The sequence below is a fragment of the Kosakonia oryzendophytica genome (genome assembly GCF_900094925.1).
Lineage (GTDB): Bacteria > Pseudomonadota > Gammaproteobacteria > Enterobacterales > Enterobacteriaceae > Kosakonia > Kosakonia oryzendophytica.
On the sequence record NZ_FMAY01000007.1, the window covers coordinates 209,553 to 229,625 of the forward strand.

The 20,073-nt window shown below is 54.8% G+C and carries 19 protein-coding genes; 12 read left to right on the forward strand and 7 right to left on the reverse strand.

Annotated elements, in window-relative coordinates; genetic code table 11:
* The first annotated feature begins 55 nt into the window (after positions 1-55).
* The gene (gene exaC / locus GA0061071_RS13980; RefSeq protein ID WP_061496443.1) at positions 56-1,576 is read left to right on the forward strand and encodes an acetaldehyde dehydrogenase ExaC; all 1,521 of its coding nucleotides are present in this window, start codon (positions 56-58) and stop codon (positions 1,574-1,576) included.
* A 27-nt stretch (positions 1,577-1,603) separates the two neighbouring features.
* Complete coding sequence (gene adhP, locus GA0061071_RS13985) at positions 1,604-2,635, forward strand: alcohol dehydrogenase AdhP (protein ID WP_061496441.1); 1,032 nt, start codon at positions 1,604-1,606, stop codon at positions 2,633-2,635.
* 40 nt (positions 2,636-2,675) lie between these two features.
* On the opposite strand, the gene GA0061071_RS13990 is transcribed toward adhP, so the two are convergent.
* Positions 2,676-3,560, reverse strand: coding sequence for an alpha/beta fold hydrolase (locus GA0061071_RS13990; RefSeq protein ID WP_088237883.1), 885 nt, complete (start codon positions 3,558-3,560; stop codon positions 2,676-2,678).
* Positions 3,561-3,646: 86 nt separating this feature from the next.
* On the opposite strand from GA0061071_RS13990, the gene GA0061071_RS13995 reads away from it, so the two are divergent.
* Positions 3,647-3,994 (forward strand): MerR family transcriptional regulator, encoded by a 348-nt coding sequence (locus GA0061071_RS13995; RefSeq protein WP_061496438.1) that lies wholly within the window; start codon positions 3,647-3,649, stop codon positions 3,992-3,994.
* A 51-nt stretch (positions 3,995-4,045) separates the two neighbouring features.
* Here GA0061071_RS13995 and gap read toward each other — a convergent pair whose 3' ends face one another.
* From gap to GA0061071_RS14015, 4 genes are all read right to left on the reverse strand, one after another.
* Positions 4,046-5,056, reverse strand: a complete 1,011-nt coding sequence (gene gap, locus GA0061071_RS14000; RefSeq protein ID WP_088237882.1) for a type I glyceraldehyde-3-phosphate dehydrogenase — start codon at positions 5,054-5,056, stop codon at positions 4,046-4,048.
* A 79-nt stretch (positions 5,057-5,135) separates the two neighbouring features.
* The gene (locus tag GA0061071_RS14005; protein WP_088237881.1) at positions 5,136-6,116 is read right to left on the reverse strand and encodes a GlxA family transcriptional regulator; all 981 of its coding nucleotides are present in this window, start codon (positions 6,114-6,116) and stop codon (positions 5,136-5,138) included.
* Between the two features lie 137 nt (positions 6,117-6,253).
* Positions 6,254-6,499, reverse strand: a complete 246-nt coding sequence (locus GA0061071_RS14010; protein ID WP_061496432.1) for a hypothetical protein — start codon at positions 6,497-6,499, stop codon at positions 6,254-6,256.
* Positions 6,500-6,876: 377 nt separating this feature from the next.
* Positions 6,877-7,059, reverse strand: coding sequence for a con-10 family general stress protein (locus GA0061071_RS14015; protein ID WP_061496430.1), 183 nt, complete (start codon positions 7,057-7,059; stop codon positions 6,877-6,879).
* Positions 7,060-7,592: 533 nt separating this feature from the next.
* On the opposite strand from GA0061071_RS14015, the gene fdhF reads away from it, so the two are divergent.
* From fdhF to GA0061071_RS23465, 5 genes are all read left to right on the forward strand, one after another.
* Positions 7,593-10,565, forward strand: a complete 2,973-nt coding sequence (fdhF, locus tag GA0061071_RS14020) for a formate dehydrogenase subunit alpha (protein WP_088237880.1) — start codon at positions 7,593-7,595, stop codon at positions 10,563-10,565.
* On the forward strand, positions 10,565-11,044 hold the full coding sequence (locus GA0061071_RS14025) for a DUF1641 domain-containing protein (protein ID WP_088237879.1): 480 nt from the start codon (positions 10,565-10,567) through the stop codon (positions 11,042-11,044). Before fdhF ends, GA0061071_RS14025 begins: the two co-directional genes overlap by 1 nt.
* Entirely contained in the window at positions 11,041-12,423 is a 1,383-nt protein-coding gene (locus GA0061071_RS14030; protein ID WP_061496425.1) for a cytochrome ubiquinol oxidase subunit I, read from the forward strand. Before GA0061071_RS14025 ends, GA0061071_RS14030 begins: the two co-directional genes overlap by 4 nt.
* Positions 12,424-12,425: 2 nt before the next feature.
* Positions 12,426-13,412, forward strand: a complete 987-nt coding sequence (locus GA0061071_RS14035; RefSeq protein WP_061496423.1) for a cytochrome d ubiquinol oxidase subunit II — start codon at positions 12,426-12,428, stop codon at positions 13,410-13,412.
* Positions 13,413-13,525: 113 nt separating this feature from the next.
* Positions 13,526-13,693: a hypothetical protein gene (locus GA0061071_RS23465; protein WP_167352650.1), complete on the forward strand. Its 168-nt coding sequence runs from the start codon at positions 13,526-13,528 to the stop codon at positions 13,691-13,693.
* Positions 13,694-13,953: 260 nt separating this feature from the next.
* Here GA0061071_RS23465 and GA0061071_RS14045 read toward each other — a convergent pair whose 3' ends face one another.
* Positions 13,954-14,544, reverse strand: coding sequence for a TetR/AcrR family transcriptional regulator (locus GA0061071_RS14045; RefSeq protein WP_088237878.1), 591 nt, complete (start codon positions 14,542-14,544; stop codon positions 13,954-13,956).
* Between the two features lie 144 nt (positions 14,545-14,688).
* Here GA0061071_RS14045 and GA0061071_RS14050 point away from each other — a divergent pair, with 144 nt between their 5' ends.
* Positions 14,689-15,081 (forward strand): RidA family protein, encoded by a 393-nt coding sequence (locus tag GA0061071_RS14050; protein ID WP_061496419.1) that lies wholly within the window; start codon positions 14,689-14,691, stop codon positions 15,079-15,081.
* Between the two features lie 51 nt (positions 15,082-15,132).
* On the opposite strand, the gene katG is transcribed toward GA0061071_RS14050, so the two are convergent.
* Positions 15,133-17,313: a catalase/peroxidase HPI gene (katG, locus tag GA0061071_RS14055; protein ID WP_088237877.1), complete on the reverse strand. Its 2,181-nt coding sequence runs from the start codon at positions 17,311-17,313 to the stop codon at positions 15,133-15,135.
* A 134-nt stretch (positions 17,314-17,447) separates the two neighbouring features.
* Here katG and GA0061071_RS14060 point away from each other — a divergent pair, with 134 nt between their 5' ends.
* The 3 genes from GA0061071_RS14060 to GA0061071_RS14070 are packed head-to-tail and all read left to right on the forward strand — an operon-like array spanning position 17,448 to position 20,068.
* Positions 17,448-17,663 (forward strand): hypothetical protein, encoded by a 216-nt coding sequence (locus GA0061071_RS14060; RefSeq protein ID WP_088237876.1) that lies wholly within the window; start codon positions 17,448-17,450, stop codon positions 17,661-17,663.
* A gap of 45 nt (positions 17,664-17,708) precedes the next feature.
* Positions 17,709-19,205 carry an AAA family ATPase gene (locus GA0061071_RS14065; RefSeq protein WP_088237875.1) on the forward strand — a complete coding sequence of 499 codons (1,497 nt, stop codon included), beginning with the start codon at positions 17,709-17,711 and terminating at the stop codon, positions 19,203-19,205.
* Positions 19,206-19,207: 2 nt separating this feature from the next.
* Entirely contained in the window at positions 19,208-20,068 is an 861-nt protein-coding gene (locus GA0061071_RS14070; RefSeq protein ID WP_088237874.1) for an HNH endonuclease, read from the forward strand.
* The last annotated feature ends 5 nt before the right edge of the window (positions 20,069-20,073 follow it).

Consider the following 20,073-nt stretch of genomic DNA (forward strand, 5'->3'; position numbering starts at 1 on the left):
GTCCGCATGTGAGCGAGACGCCTCACCTGTACCGATAATAAAAGAGGAACATCTTATGAAATACGCTCATCCTGGCCACGCCGGCGCGAAAGTCTCTTTTAAACAACGTTATGGAAACTACATTGGCGGTAAGTTTGTTGATCCGGTGGAAGAGCGCTGGTTCACCAATACCTCACCTGTGACCGGAGAGGTGATCGCTGAGTTTCCACGTTCTGATGCAGCGGATATCGAAAAGGCTCTGGACGCAGCGCATGCTGCCGCCGACGCCTGGGGAAAAACAAGCGTGCAGGATCGTGCCAATGTGCTGCTGGCCATTGCCGACCGCATTGAAGCCAATCTGGAAATGTTGGCCTTAACCGAAACCTGGGACAACGGTAAACCGATCCGCGAAACCCTCGGGGCGGATCTGCCACTGGCAGTTGATCACTTCCGCTATTTCGCGGGCTGTATTCGTGCACAGGAGGGAACGGCGGCGGAGATCGACAGTAATACCGTCGCTTACCATATTTATGAGCCACTGGGTGTCGTGGGGCAGATTATTCCGTGGAACTTCCCGCTGCTGATGGCGGCCTGGAAACTGGCTCCGGCGCTGGCGGCGGGGAACTGCGTGGTGTTAAAACCGGCGGAACAAACGCCGCTGGGGATCTGCGTACTGATGGAGTTGATTGGCGATCTCCTGCCTGCTGGCGTACTCAATGTGGTGCACGGCTTTGGTACGGAAGCCGGTGAACCGCTGGCGCGCAGCAAACGTATTGAGAAAATCGCGTTTACTGGCTCCACGCCTATCGGGCGGCATATTCTCTCCTGCGCAGCGGAAAACATTATCCCCAGCACCGTCGAACTCGGCGGCAAATCGCCAAACATCTACTTTGAAGATGTCATGAACGGTGATGAAGGCTTTATCGATAAAGCCGTGGAAGGTGTGGTGCTGGGCTTCTTTAACCAGGGCGAAGTCTGTACCTGCCCATCGCGTGTGCTGGTGCAGGAGTCCATCTATCCGCAGTTCGTTGAAAAAGTCATTGCCCGCATGGCCAACATCCGCAAAGGCGACCCCTTTGACACCGACACGATGATCGGCGCGCAGGCCTCGCAGGAGCAGTACGACAAGATCCTCTCGTATATCTCTATCGCCCGCGATGAAGGCGGCGAAATCATTACCGGTGGCGCGCATGTGGAGCATGGCGGCGGGTTGCAAAACGGTTTCTATATCCAACCGACGTTGATCAAAGGCCATAACGGCATGCGCTGCTTCCAGGAAGAGATTTTTGGCCCCGTGCTCGGGATCACCACGTTTAAAGATGAAGCCGAAGCGTTGCGTATTGCCAACGATACCGAATTCGGTCTGGGGGCCGGTGTGTGGACACTGGATATCAATCGCGCCTGGCGTATGGGACGCGGCATTAAAGCGGGACGTGTCTGGACCAACTGTTACCACCTCTACCCGGCGCATGCCGCGTTTGGGGGGTATAAAAACTCAGGGGTCGGCCGCGAAACGCACAAGCTGGCGCTGAGCCACTATCAGCAGATCAAAAACCTGCTGGTGAGCTACAGCGGTTCACCGCTGGGACTGTATTGATAAACCACATCAGGATGAGGTGATGACATGCAACTGAAAACCATGAAAGCGGCGGTGGTCAAAGCGTTTGGTCAACCGCTGGTGATTGAAGAAGTGATGGTGCCTGGCGTTGAGCCAGGCAAAATCCTCGTGAAAATTGAAGCCACGGGGGTGTGCCATACGGATCTGCATGCCGCAGACGGTGACTGGCCAATCAAACCCAACCCGCCGTTTATTCCCGGTCATGAAGGGGTGGGCCGTGTTGTGGCGGTCGGGCCAGGGGTGAAGCATGTAAAAGAGGGCGATCGCGTTGGGGTGCCGTGGCTCTACTCCGCCTGCGGTCATTGTGAGCACTGCCTGGGCGGGTGGGAAACCCTCTGCCATTCTCAGCAAAACGCGGGTTACTCGGTCAACGGTACTTTTGCGGAATATTGCCTTGCGGATGCCAGCTACGTCGGCATCCTGCCGGACAATGTGGAGTATCACAGCATTGCGCCGATCCTCTGTGCGGGCGTGACGGTCTACAAAGGTTTGAAAATGACCGAAGCCCGGGCGGGTGAGTGGGTGGTGGTCTCGGGCATTGGCGGGCTGGGTCACCTGGCGATTCAGTATGCGGTGGCGATGGGGATGAACGTCGCGGCAGTGGACATCGATGACGATAAGCTGGCGTTTGCCCGCCGTCTGGGCGCATCGGTGGTGGTCAATGCGCGGCAGGAAGATCCCGGCACGCGTTTCCACACCGAGTTTGGCGGCGCGCATGGTGTGCTGGTCACCGCGGTTTCGCCGAAGGCATTTGAACAGGCGACAACCATGATGCGTCGCGGCGGCACAATGGTGCTGAACGGATTGCCACCGGGCAAATTCGATCTCTCTATCTTTGATATGGTGCTGGATGGCATTACCGTTCGCGGCTCGATTGTCGGAACGCGCAAAGATTTGCAAGAGGCGCTGGATTTCGCCGGGCGGAATAAAGTGCATGCGGAAATTGCCGTTGAGCCGCTGGAGAACATCAACAGCATTTTTGAACGTATGCGCGCCGGGAAAATCACCGGGCGTATTGTTGTCGATATGTCGAAATAACCGGCTGATAAAACGGGGCACAATGCCCCGTTTTTTTCATTCAGCGTAACGCATCCGCAAACGCCGCAAGCTGGCGGTTAAAGCGCTGCGGCTCCTCCACAAACGGGGCATGCCCGGAATCCGCATACAGTGTCGTTCCGATCGTTGGATTGACGCCACGCGCCCGCGCCAGTGATGTTTGCGGGTTGACCAGCCGATCTTTCGCACCGTAGATAAACTGCACCGGGACGGTGGCTTTTCCCAGCCCGCGCTCAAGATCGACATGCATTGAAGGCACGGCACGCTGCATCTCCCAGGATGCCAGTGCGGCGTTTGCCAGCAAGCGTTGAAAGGTCACCTCGTCCGGCTGCTGGTGGAAACAGAGTCGCAGAAATGCCCGTTCGCCATCAAGGTGGGTACGCAAATCAGGCGAGATCATCGCGGCATACACCTGCGGGTGTGGTGGGATCTGTTCCGGTGCCAGTTCCACGACGCCATCTACGTACAGCGCTCCGCCAATGTGGCTATCGCCAAACGCGGCCAGATAGTGGCTGATAACCGCACCACCGAGCGACCAGCCGACCAGCATCGGGCGTTGCGCAGCACTCCCCTCTATCACCGTGGCGACATCATCTGCCCAACGTCGGCCTTCACTGTAAGCGGTAGATTGCGTGGGTTTTGCCGAGAGCCCGTGGCCGCGTAAATCAAAACTGATTAAGCGGAAGCGCTGTAGCTGCGGATCCCGCCACTGTTTTTCCCAGTTAAGATGACTGCCCAGCAGGCCATGAATAAAAATGATCGGCTGCCCTTGCGGGTTGCCGGTTTCCTGCACTGCCAGTGTTACGCCATCCGGGGCGGTGACGGTGTACTGTTTTTCGCTGGCAAACAGCGAAACGGATACGAAAAGCAGTACGGTGCAAATAGAACGGTAAACGGATAACAGCATAAAATGTTCCTCCTCGTGGGTGTTCGCGGCTATCCTCAACCCTGACACTGGTGTCAGAGTCAAGCGGTAACGAAGGAGAAGGTGAGATGCTATCCATTGGCGATGTCGCCCGGCAAACGGGCGTCAGCGTACGTTCCATCCGTCATTATGATCGGCACGGGTTGTTGTGCTCCACGCGTGCCTGTAATGGCTATCGCTACTTTCCGCCTCAGGCGGTGGAGCAGGTGCGCCAGATCCAGCAACTGATTGCCACCGGCTTCAGCCTTGCTGAAATTGCGACGTTTCCGGCCTGTATGCGTAACGTTGAAGGGGCGGCGTTCTGCCCGCAAACCCGTGCACTACAGCGCAAGCGCTTAGCGGCCATTGAAACGCAAATCGCGGCGCTTGAGCGTCGTCGTGTCCAATTGATGGCAGCGCTGGCTGACGAGCAATAAAAAACGACGCCCGTGGGCGTCGTTCCGTTCAGTCAGGGTAAGCAGAGACGATCACAAACCACGTTTTGCCATTACCTGCGCCAGTTCAACCAGGCGGTTGGAGAAGCCCCACTCGTTATCGTACCAGGCAAGGATTTTCACCAGATTGCCGCCGATCACCAGTGTCGATAAGCCATCAATGATGGAGGAGCGCGGGTCGCCCTGGTAATCGCTGGAGACCAGCGGCTCGTCGCTGTAACCCAGAATGCCTTTCAGTGGCCCGGATTCTGCCGCGTTGCGGAACGCGGCATTCACCTCATCGACGGTCACGTCGCGTTTGAGGGTCACGGTCAGGTCAACAATGGAGACCACGGGTACCGGAACACGCAATGAATAACCGGTCAGACGCCCCTCCAGTGCCGGGATCACTTTACCCAGCGCCTTCGCCGCGCCGCTGGAGTACGGCACGATAGACAACGCGGCCGCCCGCGCGCCACGCAGATCTTTTTCCGGCTGGTCGTGCAGCGCCTGGCTGTTGGTATAGGCATGGGTGGTATTCATTAACCCGTGCTCAATACCGAAGGTCTGGTGCAGCACCTGCGCCGCCGGAGCAAGGCCGTTAGTGGTGCAGCTGCCATTGCTGACCACAAAATGGCGCTGCGGATCATACTGCTCATCGTTGACACCTAACACGATGGTCAAATCATCGTTTTTACCCGGCGCGGAGATAATGACGCGTTTCGCGCCGCCGTGCGTGATGTGGACGGCCGCTTTTTCACGGTCGGTAAAGAAGCCGGTTGCTTCAATCACAATATCCACGCCTGCGTCGCGCCACGGAATATTTGCCGGATCGCGCTCGCTGAAGACGCGTACTGCTTTTCCGTCGACCCATAATTGCCCCTCGCCAGCGTCCACCGGCACGGGCAGAGTACCCAGCAGCGAATCGTGTTTCAGTAAATGCGCCAGGGTTTTACTGTCGGTCAGATCGTTGATGGCCACAATATCCACCTCTGCGTTGCCCAGCGCTGCGCGCAACACGTTACGCCCGATCCTGCCAAAACCATTAATGCCGACCTTTACCATGATTGACTCCTTCTTATGCGGTATCTGCGTTTACTGTAGGTCGGCGCTGATTTGGCGTAAACGACAAAAAAGGATCACTTTACGCCAGATTGCGGCTGTGGAAGCGTTGGCGATATTCGCCGGGCGTCAGGTGAAGTTGGCGCTCAAAAATACGCCGCAGATTAATACTGTTGCCAAAACCGCTGGCTTCGGCCACGCGCTCCAGCGTATCGCGGGTCTGCTCCAGGCGGTTGCGTGCCTCGGCCAGGCGCGCTTCGGCAACATAGCGCGCAGGCGGCGCGCCGGTTTCACGGGTGAAAACGCGGGTGAAATTGCGCGGGCTCATTGCCACGCGTGCAGCCAGTTTCTCCACGGATAAATCCCCGGCCAGATTGGCGAGGATCCAGGTTTGCAGCTCACTGATAGGCCCGCTGCTGTTGGCAGGTTGCAGATGAAAACGGCTGAACTGCAACTGCCCTCCGGGGCGATGCAGGTACATCACCAGATCCTGTGCCACATCACGGGCGAGCGTAAAACCATAGTCGTCCTCCACCAGCGCCAGCGTCAGATCAAAACCGGAACTGACACCGCCGGACGTCCATACCGGGCCGTCCTGAATATAGAGCGGGCCGTGTTCTACCTGGACGTGGGGGAAGCGTGCTTGCAGGGTGTCCAGCAGCCGCCAGTGGCTGGTGGCACGACGCCCGTCGAGCAACCCTGCTTGCGCCAACAGCATGGCGCCGCCGCAGATGGAAACTACCCGCCGGGCATGAGGGGCGGCAAGCCGCAACCAGTCTACTACCGCAGTGCCTTCTTCTTCATCCACACCGCGGCCGGTGATCATGATGGTATCCCGGGGTTCGCGGGGATCAAGTTGCGGAAGTCGGTAGTCGGCCAGCAGATTTAACCCGGACTGACCATGAATAACCTGGTGGGGTTGTGTGGTGGCGAGAGTGATTTGATAGCGTGGCTGAGACGTGCCGTCCGTATGCAGTCGGTTGGCTTGCATCAGAATATCGGCAACACCTGCGGCTTCGAATAGCATGCCGCCATCAGGGACAATAATCAGGAATGTTTTCATGTCCTGAAAAGTACGCCAATAACATTATAAGTCAACAGGCGTGACGTCGACATTGTGATGGGCCAGGGCCGTGTGCGAAAAAAACACCCAGAATGGGCATTCCGGGTAAGGACAACAAGGCACGACACATCCGTTAATTATTCGTTGCCATCGCCGGGTTGTTTGCGATTCGCCATGGTGGTAACCAAATACTGCTGAACGGGATCAAGGCGTAAGTCCACATGCTCCTCATCAAGCTGTGGGCTATTGCTTGCTTCACCGCTGGTGACAAAGGGTTTATAAAGGCGGTCATGTGCGAATTCGTCCTGGATCAACCAACCGACTTCCGCACTGGCACGTTGGTTAACGAGGACGTTTCTGACGCGTTTAAGTTTGTTCTGCATGCGATTTCCTCCACCGGCGCAGGCATCTTCGTCTGTTTCCCCGGGTTGTTTCTGAGACAGCGTGCTGCCGGCAATGGCCCACAATACGTATAGACAACTGTTCAGTGTTACTAATCATTTTGCGCCGGATAATTTTGCCGGATGGATATAAAAACGCCATGTCGGAAACAGGGTTATCAGCTTAATAATGAATGGCCGGTAAGTGTCTATTTCAGTGCGGGTTAATTATTGATGAGTTCATTCTTAAACGGATGACAAAATTGTCCGTACGTTTAATGACCTTCTCAATAATCCCCTGCTCGTGTCACAATTAGCGAGCCAGAACTGGCTCGCTGGTGACTTATTAATACCTGTGCAAAAATAACAACAAGCGAAAACTACTCGCCTGCTTTACGACCACCGCCATGGCTATTCTGACCGCCTTTTTTACCTGCTTCCGAAGCACGCTGCGGGTCATGTTTAAAATTCCCGCCACTGTTTTGGCCGCCTTTTCGGCCCGCTTCTGCTGCTCTTTTACGATCTACAGCGAAATTACCTGACCCGCCACGATGTTCAGCCATAATATTTCTCCTGCATTGTTGATGAAATAAACAGCATGGTGTTTTGAGGTATGCCGTTGTGGTTCGGAAATAAATTTAGTCACACTTCCTGAATAGTCAAACGAGGCATTCTGGAAAGATTTTTCTAATACTTACTGAGTACCTGAATGTTAATTGAACAAAGCTGTATTTAATCTGTACCTTTAAAATAAAGCACTTAGCGAAAATTCCATCGAAACGCAGTAATCAAGAGCGTGATTGTTTCGTTTTTTTTGTATGCCGGGATGGATTATTGCGCTTTTTTATTGACATAAATTTACATTTGGTGCGATGAAGTATCACTTTTTCTAATGTTTTTAGGACAACTCTTAAAGAGCCTGCCGCGCCGTGGCATGCCGTTTGGCTCGAAAAGCGCAGGGCGACTACTGTTAGATCTCATAACGGATACGTCACCCACATAATGGCCGACGCAGCGCCGTCGGCAGGCATACTGCAGACGGATGACCTCATCGGAGCGGGAGTGTACGTACATGACTGTTTGGTGAGGAAGCAAAATGAGCCTGCAAAAATGTACTGTCATCTATGACGGTAAGGCGTTGGTTGGCCTGGCGGATATCCCGCTGATCGACTTTCTGGAGAGCTGCAATATTACATTGCCGCATGTCTGTTACCACCCGGCGCTGGCGCCGCTCCAGACCTGTGATGTCTGTTGGGTGGAGCAGCAGGGGAAACGGGTGCGTGGGTGTACGCTGCGTAGCCAGGAAGGGATGGTCCTCAACTCGGTTGATGAACAGGCCCGCGCGGCACGCGAAGAGGGGATGGATCGCCTGCTGGCAAAGCACGAACTGTACTGCACTGTCTGCGAACACAACACCGGCGATTGTACGTTGCATAACACCATGGTGGATATGCATATTCCCATTCAACGCTATGCATATCAGCGTAAGCCCTATGTTAAAGACGACTCCAACCCGTTTTATACCTACGATCCCGATCAGTGCATCCTCTGCGGTCGCTGCGTAGATGCCTGCCAAAACGTCGAAGTTAACGAAACGCTGAGTATCGACTTCACCATGGATCATCCACGGGTACTCTGGGATGGCGGCGATCGCATTGCGGGTTCAAGTTGCGTGAGTTGCGGTCATTGCGTCACGGTATGCCCCTGTAACGCGTTACTGGAGAAAAGCATGCAGCCGGATGCGGGTCCCTTCACCTCCATGCCTGCTTCGCTAAAGCGTCCGTTAATCGATATTGTCAAAACGCTGGAAAATGCTACCGGTGCGGAGATCATTTCCGGGATTTCCGTCATCGATACAACGTTACGGCAGCAGGAGATCAAACGGACAAAAACGGTTTGCACCTATTGTGGCGTGGGGTGCAGTTTTGAAATGTGGACACGTGATCGGCATTTACTGAAGGTGCAACCCGTGATGGATGCCCCGGTCAATGGCATCTCAACCTGTGTAAAAGGGAAGTTCGCCTGGGATTTTATTAACAGCCCTCAACGTTTGACCACGCCGCTGATCCGCGAAAACGATCATTTTCGCCCGGCAAGCTGGGATGAAGCGCTGGCGCTTGTCGCCCGCAAATTACTGGAGACCCGCGACCAGTACGGCCCGGACAGTATTGGTTTTATCGGTTCAAGCAAGGGCAGCAATGAAGAAGCCTACCTGACGCAGAAAATCGCCCGCGCGATTATTGGTACCAACAGCGTCGATAACTCCTCTCGCTATTGTCAGAACCCGGCCACAGAAGGGCTGTTCCGTACCGTGGGCTATGGCGGCGATGCGGGCACGCTTGCCGATCTGGTCCAGGCGGATCTGGTGATAATCGTCGGCAGCAATATGGCGGAAAATCACCCGGTGATCGCCGCCAGACTCAAAGCCGCCAAAAAACATCACGGTCAGAAATGGCTGGTGGTGGATCCGCGTCGTCATGAAATGGCGGAACGCGCTGATGCGTATCTGCGCATTCGGCCGGGTACGGATCTGGTCTGGGCCTCCGCGATGGCGCGCTACATGTTTGACCATGGTTATGCGGATGACGCCTTTCTTGCGGCACGGGTGAATCACGTGGAAGAGTACCGTCAGTCACTGGCACCCTTCACACTTGACTACGCCGCGCAAGTGACGGGTTTACAGGAAGATGCCCTGTGCGAGTCGGCCGAAATGATCGGTCACGCTGAGCGGGTATGCATCATATGGGCGATGGGCATCACCCAGCATAGTCATGGCGCAGATGCCAGCACCGCCTTGTCTAATTTGCTGCTGGTGACAGGCAATTACGGGCGTCCAGGTACCGGAGGGTATCCGATGCGCGGACATAATAATGTGCAAGGGGCCAGCGACTTTGGTTGCCTGAAAAATTTCTACCCTGGCTATGAACCCGTTAGCGACCCGCAGGTACGAAACAAATGGGCAAATGCCTGGGGCGTCCCCGCTGAGCACCTGTCGCTAAAAGTGGGGCAGGATAATTTTATGATGGTGGAGATGGCGCGCAGCGACACGATCCGCGCCATGTATGTGATTGGTGAAGAGACGGCGTTTTCAGATGCGGACGCAGAAAACGTGCATCAGGGGTTTACCAACCTTGATTTTCTGGTGGTTCAGGACCTGTTTCTCAGTCGCACCGCGCAATATGCCGACGTAGTGTTACCGGGCTGCCCGAGCGTTGAAAAAGAGGGCACTTTTGTTAATACCGAACGGCGGATCCAGCATTTCTCTGCGGTGATGACGCCGTTAGGGGAGAGTCGGCCCGACTGGTTGATTTTAACCCAGCTGGCGGCCTGTATGGGGCATGATTGGGGATATCGTCACCCAGGCGAAATCATGGCTGAGGCGGCCGCCATTGCGGAGAGTTTCGCCGGTGTCAGTTACGCGCGGCTGGAGGGATGGAAATCCCAAATCTGGCCGGTCAGTGCGGATGGCAGCAGTACGCCGCTGCTCTACACTGAACGTTTTAATACGGCAGATGGGCGCGCTACGCTCTTTCCCTTACGCTGGCAGCCGCCAGCGGAAGAGCCGGATGCGTTGTATGATTTGACGCTCGATAACGGTCGTATGCTGGAGCATTTCCAGTCCACCAACCAGAGCGGGCAGGGAGGGCGTACCACCGCGCTTTCACCGCACTGGTATGTGGAAGTCAGCCCGGAACTGGCGGCCGCGCGCAGCCTCAACGAGGGTGACTGGGTGCGGCTGATTTCGCGGCGTGGCACGCAGGAGCTCCCGGTAGTGGTGACCGATCGCGTGCAAGGCACCGTGCTGTTTATCTCCATTCATCAGGGCAAAGATGGGGTCAATGCACTGACGGGTGAGCACCATGATCCCGCCGTTAATACACCTGCCTATAAAGAAGTGGCTGTTCGTCTGGAGCCTGTCGACCGCCCACCTTTCCCGGACCCGCTCCCAAAACATAATTTTCGCCATGGCAAACGCACGCCCATCGACAAGGTACCCGTGGAGGACAAATGGCGGCGCAGTGATTATGTTGAACCCCCGGCAAAAGCCACTCACCCGGAGAAATGTTAATGGCTAAAGCGATTGATTATCAGCCGGAACCGGCAAAAATTGGCCCGGATGCCCATGAGGAGCTGGCGCGATTACTGGAAACGCTGCATCAGCATGGCGTGCTGCGACTGGCAAACGATTTGGTTGCCGCCAATAATGCCGTGGCAAAGGTACTGGTGCAGGGATTACAGCGAGAAGGCTCGTTGAATGTCATGCAGAATATCGCCGTGATCTTTCTGGCGCTCTCCAGCCTTCCGCCAGATAAAGTCTACAAACTGGCGTTTGGTTTGCGCGATATGGCGGATGCGCTCAGCGAGCAGGATACGGATAGCGAAGAGAAAGCACCAGGTGTGCAGGGGGCGTGGAAGATGTTGCAGGATGATGAGCTCTGGCAAGCGCTAACACCGCTGTTCAGGGGGATGCGTGCCTTTTCCCGGCGAATGGCGCAACCGGTGGATAAACCGATTTCGGCCCATACGGGCAAGCCCAGCGACGCGTGATGAGTCCGGAAACTACCCTGCTTCTCGCGCGAAGCCAGTTCGCCTTTACCATCGGTTTTCACATTGTGTTGGCGGCGTTTACCCTTGGCCTTGCCCAGTGGCTGCTGTTTCTCGAAGCCATGTGGCTCTGGCGCAAACAGCCTGTCTGGCTTGCGTTGTGGCGTTACTGGAGCAAGATTTTCGCGCTCAATGTGGCGATGGGGGTGGTCACCGGCGTGGTGATGGAGTTTGCGTTTGGCACAAACTGGAGTGGACTTGCCAGCCGTGCGGGAGCCGTGCTGGGGCCAATGATGTATATGGAAGTGCTGGTGGCCTTTTTCCTCGAAGCCGGGTTTATGGGCGTGCTGTTGTTCGGTATGGAGAAGGTCCGCCCGTGGGTTCATTTTATGGCGACGATCGTTGTCGCGTTGGGCTCGCTGTTTAGCGCATTTTGGATCCTGGCTGCTAACTCCTGGATGCAAACCCCGGATGGCGTGGTTCAGTCTGCCGATGGGCGCTTTATTCCGGTTGACTGGCTGGCGGCGATCATTAATCCCTCTTTCCCCTGGCGCATGGCGCATATGGTGGTTGCTGCGATGCTTGGCACGGCCTGCCTGGTCGCTGCCTGCGGCGCATGGCATCTGCTGCGTGATGAGCGGCATCCGGCGGCACGTCATATGTTCTCGTTGTCCCTCTGGTTGCTGCTTGTGATGACGCCGGTACAAATTGTATTGGGGGATCTGCATGGCGAAAATACTCGCGATCATCAACCGATTAAACTGGCGGCGATGGAGGGGGCCTGGGATCCGCCGCCGCCAGGCGCAGGCGAGCCGATGCGACTGTTTGCTGCACCGGATATGGCGCAGCGCCGTAATCACTGGGAAGTGGCCATTCCGGATATTGGCTCGCTCTATTTACGCCACAATCTAACCGGACGGATCCACAGCCTTAATCACTATCCGCCAGAGGATCTCCCCTGGGTTCCGGGGGTGTTCTGGTCATTTCGCATCATGGTCGCTCTGGGTTTGCTGATGCTGGTGGCGGGCATTGCCGGACTGGTGATACGGCTGCGTGGTCGATTGTGGCGGACGAGGTGGTTTCAGTGGTCGATGGTGTTAATGGCACCCGCTGGTTTTACCGCCATGCTGGCGGGCTGGGGGGTAACGGAAACCGGTCGCCAACCGTGGGTTGTTTACGGTTTGCTTCGTACGGCGGATAGCGTTTCGCCTGTTTCGCCTGCACTGGTTCTCGGCTCTCTGGTGGTGATCGTTGTGGTCTATCTGACGCTGTTTGCGCTGGGTCTGTGGTTTTTATTGCGTCTGATGTCGCAACCGCCACATCCGGATGAAGAGGGCGTGATGCCGGATGTTGCCCTTCGCAGCGGGACGGGGAGGACTTAAGCATGCAAGAAATAGGGGGCTTTCCCTGGCTTGAGACACTTTCCGCCGCGGCGCTGGCGATCAGTTTATGGATCTATATCCTGCTTGATGGCACCGATTTAGGCGTCGGTATGCTTTGCGCCTTTCAGCGCAGCCCGGAGGCGCGGCATATCATCAATCTTTCGCTGTTGCCGGTGTGGGATGGTAATGAAACCTGGCTGGTGCTGACGGTTGGCGCGTTACTCGGTTTGTTTCCACTGGCGTATGGCATCGTGCTCAGTGCGCTGTATGTGCCAGTGTTTATGATGCTGTTGGCGCTGGTCGTGCGGGGAATGGCAATCGAGTATCGCCATTATGCGCCGCGTCTGTTCGATACGTTGCTTGTCGTCGGTTCACTGCTCGCTGCGCTGACACAGGGGATTATCTTCGGCGCACTGTTTCAGGGTATTCCAACCGATGGGCAACACTATACGGGGAACGGTATAGAGTGGTTGCTTCCTTTTCCACTCTATTGTGGTATGACGCTGGCTTCCGGGTATTGTGTGATGGGGGCCGGTTGGCTGATTTGGCGCTGCACGAATGAACTGGAAGCGTGGGGACGACACATGATCCCCTGGCTTGCCGGGTTTGCGGGGGGAATGCTCGGTGGACTGCTGGTATGGTGCTCGCTGTTGCCGATCGGGGGAGGCGAGCATTTGCGACACCCGTGGCTCTGGTTGCCGTTGACGATCGTGGCACTGTTGGCGGTGGCGATGTTGACATGCAGCCTGCTGCGACGCTGGGTTTTTGTTCCACTGGCGAGTCTATTGGTGATAGCCAGTTGCGCTTTTATCACCCTGATAATCGCCGTTTTCCCGTGGATCGTTCCGCCGATGCTCACGCTTCACCAGGCTGCTGCACCTGCGTCGACCCAGCGCTTTTTGCTACTGGCTTTTGCCATCCTGACGCCGATTACGCTGCTTTACAACACCTGGGCATTTCGCATTTTTAGTGGGAAAATTTCGGGTTAGTTTCCAGAAATCGGTCTATAAGATAAGGGCGAGAATCTTAACCAGGCAGTCACCCTGCACGGAGATGTTTCATGGCTATAGCAAAAGCGTACAATTTAAAGCAGGCATATCAAATGATTAGCTCAGGAAAACACACTGAAGTCGAGCTGGCGTTTGATGTCGATGCCGATGCGTTTTTTATGTTATCGGCGAATTACGGCATGACCGGGGCGAAAATTACCCGTCACGATAATCATTTTGTGCTGCGGCTTGAAGCGGAAGCGTCCTCTGCTTCCCATTGAGTGACGACGCTTGTCGGTACTTCGGGTGGCAATGTGTGAGCATCGCCGTCCAATACTGTTTTTATCCCATTTGTATGGCTGTCATCTGTGCGTTACATTGATGCCATTAAATAACGGCGAGCCTGGCCACACTGCCTCTGCTTCATCCGGCTTATGGCTTCATTGGTTGTTACCTTCTCTTTACGCCAGCCGGTTTGCGGGCGTACACAAACTCGTTATCTGTCATTGTTCCCGGCCATGTGCCGGGTTTTTTTTATCGATCAACGCGCACGAAGACCACTGGCCAGTTGCGTGAAGGCATCGATGACTTTGGGCAGTGTGGCCTGCGGATCTTCGCTGGCGGCCACCCACAAGGCGGCGTTGAGTGCCGCGCCATTCAGCAAACGGGCAGCGGCCTCCACATCGACGGGGTTCATTATACCGTCGCGTACCATCTCGCTTACCGCTTCCCGCGTGGCCTGTAAACAGGCATTCTGGCTGGGCCAGCGCGAAGGATCGCCAAGAAAAGCAGGGCCATCCAGCAGCACAATACGCTGCACTTCAGCATCCAGCGCCATTTCGATATAAGCGATGCCTTCCGCAAGTAACCTGTCCCAGGGGGAGAGGATATCTGCCGCCCGCTCTCTGGCACGTTGCGCCATTTCGCCGTCCAGTTGGGCGACAACGGCGGCGAGCAATCCCTGTTTATCACCGAAATTATGATACAGCGCGCCGCGTGTCAGGCCGACGCTGGCGGTTAATTCGTCCATGGAGGCGGCGGCAAACCCTTTCTCTGCAAATGCTTTGCGTGCGGCAGCAACCAGTTTGCTGCGGTTCTCTTCCATGGTTTCAGCGCGACGTTTGACGGCCATACTCTCTCCTGTATTCAAATACGCATCGTATGTGAATTGACATACGCGGCGTATGTGTGGTTAATTTCACATACGGTGTGTATATTAAATGAATGTTGCTCGCCGTGCATCCGTCCTTAACCGGCTAACAGCGAAAGGTGACTTATGATATTGCGTGAACCCATTTTCCCCGTTAACCGCCATGCACTGTATGAGGAGCATGGCTATTCCGCCGCAATACGTTCCGGCGATTTAGTGTTTGTCTCCGGACAGGTTGGTAGCCGTAGCGACGGTAGTCCGGAACCGGATTTTGCCGCGCAGGTGCGACTCGCATTTGACAATCTACAGGCGACGCTGGCTGCCGCGGGGTGTACGCTGGACGATATTATCGATGTCACCACTTTTCATACCGATCCTGAACATCAGTTTGCGACGATTATGCAAGTGAAGCAGGCGATATTCCCACACCCACCGTATCCCAACTGGACGGCAGTTGGCGTGACATGGCTTGCGGGGTTTGATTTTGAAATCAAGGTGATTGCCCGCATGCCATCATAAAAAAAAGCCTGCGAACCTTTTCAGGTATCGCAGGCTTTCATAGTGAGAGGCTTACAGCAGGTCGAAGCGATCCAGGTTCATCACTTTTGTCCACGCGGCAACAAAATCGGTAACAAATTTCTGTTTGCCATCGTCGCTGGCGTACACTTCAGCCAGTGCGCGCAGGATGGAGTTTGAACCAAACACCAAATCGGTACGTGTTGCCGTGTATTTCACTTCACCGCTCTTACGGTCGCGGCCTTCAAACAGCTCGGCTTTTTCGTCGGTGGCTTTCCATACCGTGCGCATATCCAGCAGGTTGACGAAGAAGTCGGTGCTCAGCACACCCGGTTTATCGGTAAAGACACCGTGTTGGCTGCCATCGTAATTTGCACCCAGCACGCGCAGGCCACCAATCAGCGCCGTCATTTCCGGTGCCGTCAGGGTGAGTTGCTGTGCCTTATCAATCAGCAGTGTTTCGGTCGTAATACCGTCCCACACGCGACGATAATTGCGGAAGCCATCCGCCAGCGGCTCCATCAGATTAAAAGAGGCAATATCGGTCTGATCCTGACGCGCATCGACGCGGCCTGGTATAAAGGGCACCGTTACTTGCACACCCGCTGCGGCTGCCGCTTTCTCGATGCCGACCACGCCTGCCAGCACAATGACATCCGCCAGAGAGGCGTTAGCCAGGGTTTTCTGGATGCTTTGCAATGCGGGCAGCGCTTTAGCCGCAATGGCATTCACTTCCCACTCTTTTTGCGGTGCCAGCGCCAGACGTGCGCCGTTAGCGCCGCCGCGTTTATCGCCGCCACGGAACGTGGAGGCCGACGCCCAGGCCACAGAGACCAACTCGCTGACGGATAAACCGGACTCGGCGATAGCCGCTTTCAGGTTAGCGATATCCGCGCCATTCGGCTGATGAACCGCTGCTGGCAACGGATCCTGCCAAATCAAATCTTCTTTCGGGACTTCCGGGCCGAGATAACGGGACTTCGGCCCCATATCGCGGTGGGTCAGTTTGAACCAGGCGCGGGCAAAGGCTTCATTAAAGGCTTGCGGATCGTTGAGGAAACGGCGGGAAATCTTCTCGAAATCCGGGTCGAAACGCAGCGTCAGATCGGTCACCAGCATGGTCGGTTTGCGTTTTTTGGCCGGGTCGAACGGGTCAGGGATGATCTCTGGCGCATCTGCGGCAACAAACTGGATTGCGCCGGCCGGGCTGCGGGTCTGCACCCATTCGTATTTGAACAGGTTTTCGAAGAAGTAGTGGCTCCATTGCGTTGGCGTTTGCGTCCAGACCACTTCCAGTCCGGAAGTGATCGCGTCTGCTCCCACGCCGCTGCCGTAGTCGCTTGACCAGCCAAGGCCTTGCGCTTCTATCGGTGCGGCTTCCGGTTCCGGGCCGACATGACTGGCAGGCGCCGCACCGTGGGTTTTACCCAGCGTATGACCGCCGGCAATCAGCGCCACGATCTCTTCATCGTCCATCCCCATATTGCCAAACGTGGCACGGATGGCGGCACCGGCGGATGTGGGTTCACCGCTGGCGTTCGGACCTTCGGGGTTAACATAAATAAGCCCCATTTCCGTCGCGCCAATGGCCGCTTGTGCAAGGCTTTCCGGATGGCGGTGCGCCAGCCACTCTTTCTCATTACCCCAATCGATGTCGAGGTCCGGTTCCCAAACGTCTTCACGACCCGCACCGAAACCAAACGTGCGGAAACCGGCATTTTCCAGCGCCACGTTACCGGCGAGAATAAAGAGATCGCCCCAGGAAATTTTCTGACCATATTTTTGTTTCACTGGCCACAGCAGGCGGCGGGCTTTATCGAGGCTTACGTTGTCCGGCCAGGAGTTAAGCGGTGCGAAACGTTGCTGACCCCGTCCGGAGCCACCGCGACCATCAACGGTGCGATAGGTTCCTGCGCTGTGCCAGGCCATACGAATAAACAGCCCGATATAACTGCCCCAATCTGCTGGCCACCACTCCTGCGAATCGGTCAGCACGCCGCGGATATCGGCTTTCAGTGCGGAATAATCCAGCTTTTTAAATTCTTCGCGGTAATTAAATGTGGCATCGAAGGGGTTGGAACGATTGGAATGCTGATTCAGCAGGTCTACGCGCAGCTGATTTGGCCACCAGTCACTGTTACTGGTCGTGCGGGCCGCTTGCGGCGATGTTTTTTTTTCATGAAAAGGGCATTGCCCGGCGGATGAGGTGTGGGATTGATCGTCTGACGTGCTCATATCTGGCTCCATTTGCTTTATGTCATGCCGTTACGATATACACTGCTTCCGGTTAAAGGTATTTGAATGAATCTACGGATTTGATAGTTAATACCTTTCTATCGGAGCGCAAAAAACCGACAGAAAAGCGATAAATGAACGACCCATTCATAAACATTAGCAATTCCGTCACTGCCGTTGCGGTTTTTTTCGCTGCAAAGTTGGTTTTGCGGCTGCGTACACAAAAAATGGATAATGTGATTGCCTGTAAATGGCATTCAGGGGAAGGGGACGGTTTCCCCCTGGAAAGAGGGGGCTTGAAGAGTGGTCATCCGGCAGGCGATATTTATATAATTCAGAAAAATAAATAAGAGTGATGTGACTTCTCTGGTTATTGGGTTTCCCATGGAGGAACCGTGCTGCACACAATCCGTATCGTCAACAGAATAAAAGAGATTCCCGCTGATAGCGCAAATACCCTCTATTTGCTTCCTGATAGTTGGGATGATTGGGGGACTTTCCGCAATAAATATTACGTTATTCACTACAATCGTCACGGTATCCGCACCGATCTGGGATATATCAAAATTGGTTGTCCGCTGGAGCAACTTGATGATCGCCGCCCCATATTAGACACGGAATTCGCTGCTCTTCCCCAGGGCTATTACGCATTAGGGCAGTCAGGGGAATATTATCAACGTGTTCGTGATCTGGGGCAGGAAACCGCCCGAGACATCCTGACAAAACTGAATGACGTGGTCTGGGATCGGCAACTCTACCTGCAATATCAGGATGAGCAGGCGATGCGGGATTCCTTACAGCGTTATGTCTCCACAACGACCATTGAAGGGCAATTTCGCAATATTTTGCAGGGCCGCGCGGCGCTGACCGAGTTCCACTTTACTTACCAAAAGCCCTATCAATCGCTGCATATTGATTTTGATGTTTATCCGGAGTCGGTGCCGCCAACCAATATCCATGTGCTGATTGGCAGTAACGGGGTGGGTAAGTCGACGATATTAACGGAGATCGCCGATATTGTTGTTGGGCGTGCAACCCGCAGTGACGCCAATATTTACATCAACGATGGCAGCCTTTTTGCCAACGTGATTGCCATGTCGTTTGGCGCGTTTGAGAAATTTAACCCGCAATCCATTGAGAGACGCACCGAGAATCAGGTGACCTACTCCTATATCGGTTCGAAGAAAACCCTGGCGCTCGATGGTAAAACGTTGACCATCGGCAAAACCATGGATGATTTTTTCAACGAGTTTTACCAGAGTCTGCAAGCCTGTCGTTATGAACCGAAAAAAACACTGTTTCTCAACTCTGTTGAACATTTCCGTTACGACCCAATCTTAGCCGCCCTGGCGCTGCCGGAGTTGCTGGAGCAGTGTGATGACAGGCAACGGCTGCACGCCGCCTTTAATGGGCTGAGTTCCGGGCATAAAATTGTGATTCTCAGTGTGGCGAAAATTATCGAAGTCATTGAAGAAAAAACATTATTGCTGATCGATGAACCCGAAACACATCTTCACCCGCCGCTGTTGTCTGCGTTCATTCGTCTGTTATCGACGCTGCTTGCTGAGTGCAACGGCGTGGCGATCATCGCCACCCATTCACCGGTTGTCTTGCAGGAAACGCCAAAACGCTGCGTGACGGTACTCTATCGTAGCGGTGACACTGTAACGTCCGAACGCCCTGAGCGCGAAACCTTCGGTGAAAACGTCTCCGTGCTGACCCGTTCGGCCTTTAACCTGGAGTTATCCCGCACCGGTTACGTCAACCTTATCCAGCAGATGGTGCATGATTATCGCTATTTTGACGATATTTACCGGCAGTTCGGCGGTGAATTGGGGAGTGAAGCGTTATCCATCCTCAGCGCATTAAGCGACGATGAAGGGGACAGGTAAAGATGTACGAGCTACCGTTGCCGACCGAATACCCTTTTGACATTTTTTCCTGCCTGGTGCCCGGTTCGAAATTCGACATATTGCTGGCGAATCCGGAGGTGAGAGACAGCGTTTGGTTTTTTGACGAAATTTATCGGATTAAAGGCGCAACCGCGTCGCTTAATACGTTGCCGGTACTGAAGAAAGCCTTTTTACATCAGATGAGCAAAGAGGAGATGAAAAGTCTCTATAAAAACCGGCTGGTGGACAGTAAAGACGGACGTGATATCTACAATGCTATTATGGAGACGGCGATTAATCGTACCTGCCCGCTGTGCAGTTTGCGTAAAGTCAGCACGCTCGATCACTATCTGCCTCAGGCCCACTACCCACAATATACGTTGCTGCGCGTGAACCTGTATCCGGCCTGCATCGAGTGCAATAAAGCCAAAACCGACAAAGTGAACCCCCGCAAAGCGAAGCAAACATACCATCCCTTTTTTGACAAACTGAAAGGGATTCTATGGCTCTCGGCGGAATACCGCGATACGCCCTCTCCGGCGCTACGCTATTACGTGAATGACCAAGTGCCCAACACCTACGCGTTGCGGGACAGAATGCGCTATCACTTCAACGAACTGGCGCTGGGCGATTTGTATGCCAGCTATGCCGGGCAGGCATTTTCGGACATCAAGGATGCATTGCAGAGGGTATACCGCAGAAAAGGAGCGGTGGGTGTAGAGCGATATTTGGCGCGCCAACATCGGTCGTACTACAAATCCAATCCCAATAGCTGGGAAACCGTATTTTACGAAACACTGAAAAACAGTCCGACCTTCTGTGGCGGTGGGTTTAATAATATCGTCATGATCACCTTTCCGTGATGGCA

Bases quoted from the DNA above. Each gene is read 5' to 3' on its own strand.
- katG (WP_088237877.1), bottom strand. From the start codon at position 17,313: ATGAGCACGTCAGACGATCAATCCCACACCTCATCCGCCGGGCAATGC.
- GA0061071_RS14060 (WP_088237876.1), top strand. From the start codon at position 17,448: ATGAACGACCCATTCATAAACATTAGCAATTCCGTCACTGCCGTTGCG.
- exaC (WP_061496443.1), top strand. From the start codon at position 56: ATGAAATACGCTCATCCTGGCCACGCCGGCGCGAAAGTCTCTTTTAAA.
- GA0061071_RS13990 (WP_088237883.1), bottom strand. From the start codon at position 3,560: ATGCTGTTATCCGTTTACCGTTCTATTTGCACCGTACTGCTTTTCGTA.
- GA0061071_RS13995 (WP_061496438.1), top strand. From the start codon at position 3,647: ATGCTATCCATTGGCGATGTCGCCCGGCAAACGGGCGTCAGCGTACGT.
- GA0061071_RS14010 (WP_061496432.1), bottom strand. From the start codon at position 6,499: ATGCAGAACAAACTTAAACGCGTCAGAAACGTCCTCGTTAACCAACGT.
- GA0061071_RS14070 (WP_088237874.1), top strand. From the start codon at position 19,208: ATGTACGAGCTACCGTTGCCGACCGAATACCCTTTTGACATTTTTTCC.
- adhP (WP_061496441.1), top strand. From the start codon at position 1,604: ATGCAACTGAAAACCATGAAAGCGGCGGTGGTCAAAGCGTTTGGTCAA.
- GA0061071_RS23465 (WP_167352650.1), top strand. From the start codon at position 13,526: ATGATTAGCTCAGGAAAACACACTGAAGTCGAGCTGGCGTTTGATGTC.
- GA0061071_RS14035 (WP_061496423.1), top strand. From the start codon at position 12,426: ATGCAAGAAATAGGGGGCTTTCCCTGGCTTGAGACACTTTCCGCCGCG.
- gap (WP_088237882.1), bottom strand. From the start codon at position 5,056: ATGGTAAAGGTCGGCATTAATGGTTTTGGCAGGATCGGGCGTAACGTG.
- fdhF (WP_088237880.1), top strand. From the start codon at position 7,593: ATGAGCCTGCAAAAATGTACTGTCATCTATGACGGTAAGGCGTTGGTT.
- GA0061071_RS14005 (WP_088237881.1), bottom strand. From the start codon at position 6,116: ATGAAAACATTCCTGATTATTGTCCCTGATGGCGGCATGCTATTCGAA.
- GA0061071_RS14015 (WP_061496430.1), bottom strand. From the start codon at position 7,059: ATGGCTGAACATCGTGGCGGGTCAGGTAATTTCGCTGTAGATCGTAAA.
- GA0061071_RS14045 (WP_088237878.1), bottom strand. From the start codon at position 14,544: ATGGCCGTCAAACGTCGCGCTGAAACCATGGAAGAGAACCGCAGCAAA.
- GA0061071_RS14025 (WP_088237879.1), top strand. From the start codon at position 10,565: ATGGCTAAAGCGATTGATTATCAGCCGGAACCGGCAAAAATTGGCCCG.
- GA0061071_RS14050 (WP_061496419.1), top strand. From the start codon at position 14,689: ATGATATTGCGTGAACCCATTTTCCCCGTTAACCGCCATGCACTGTAT.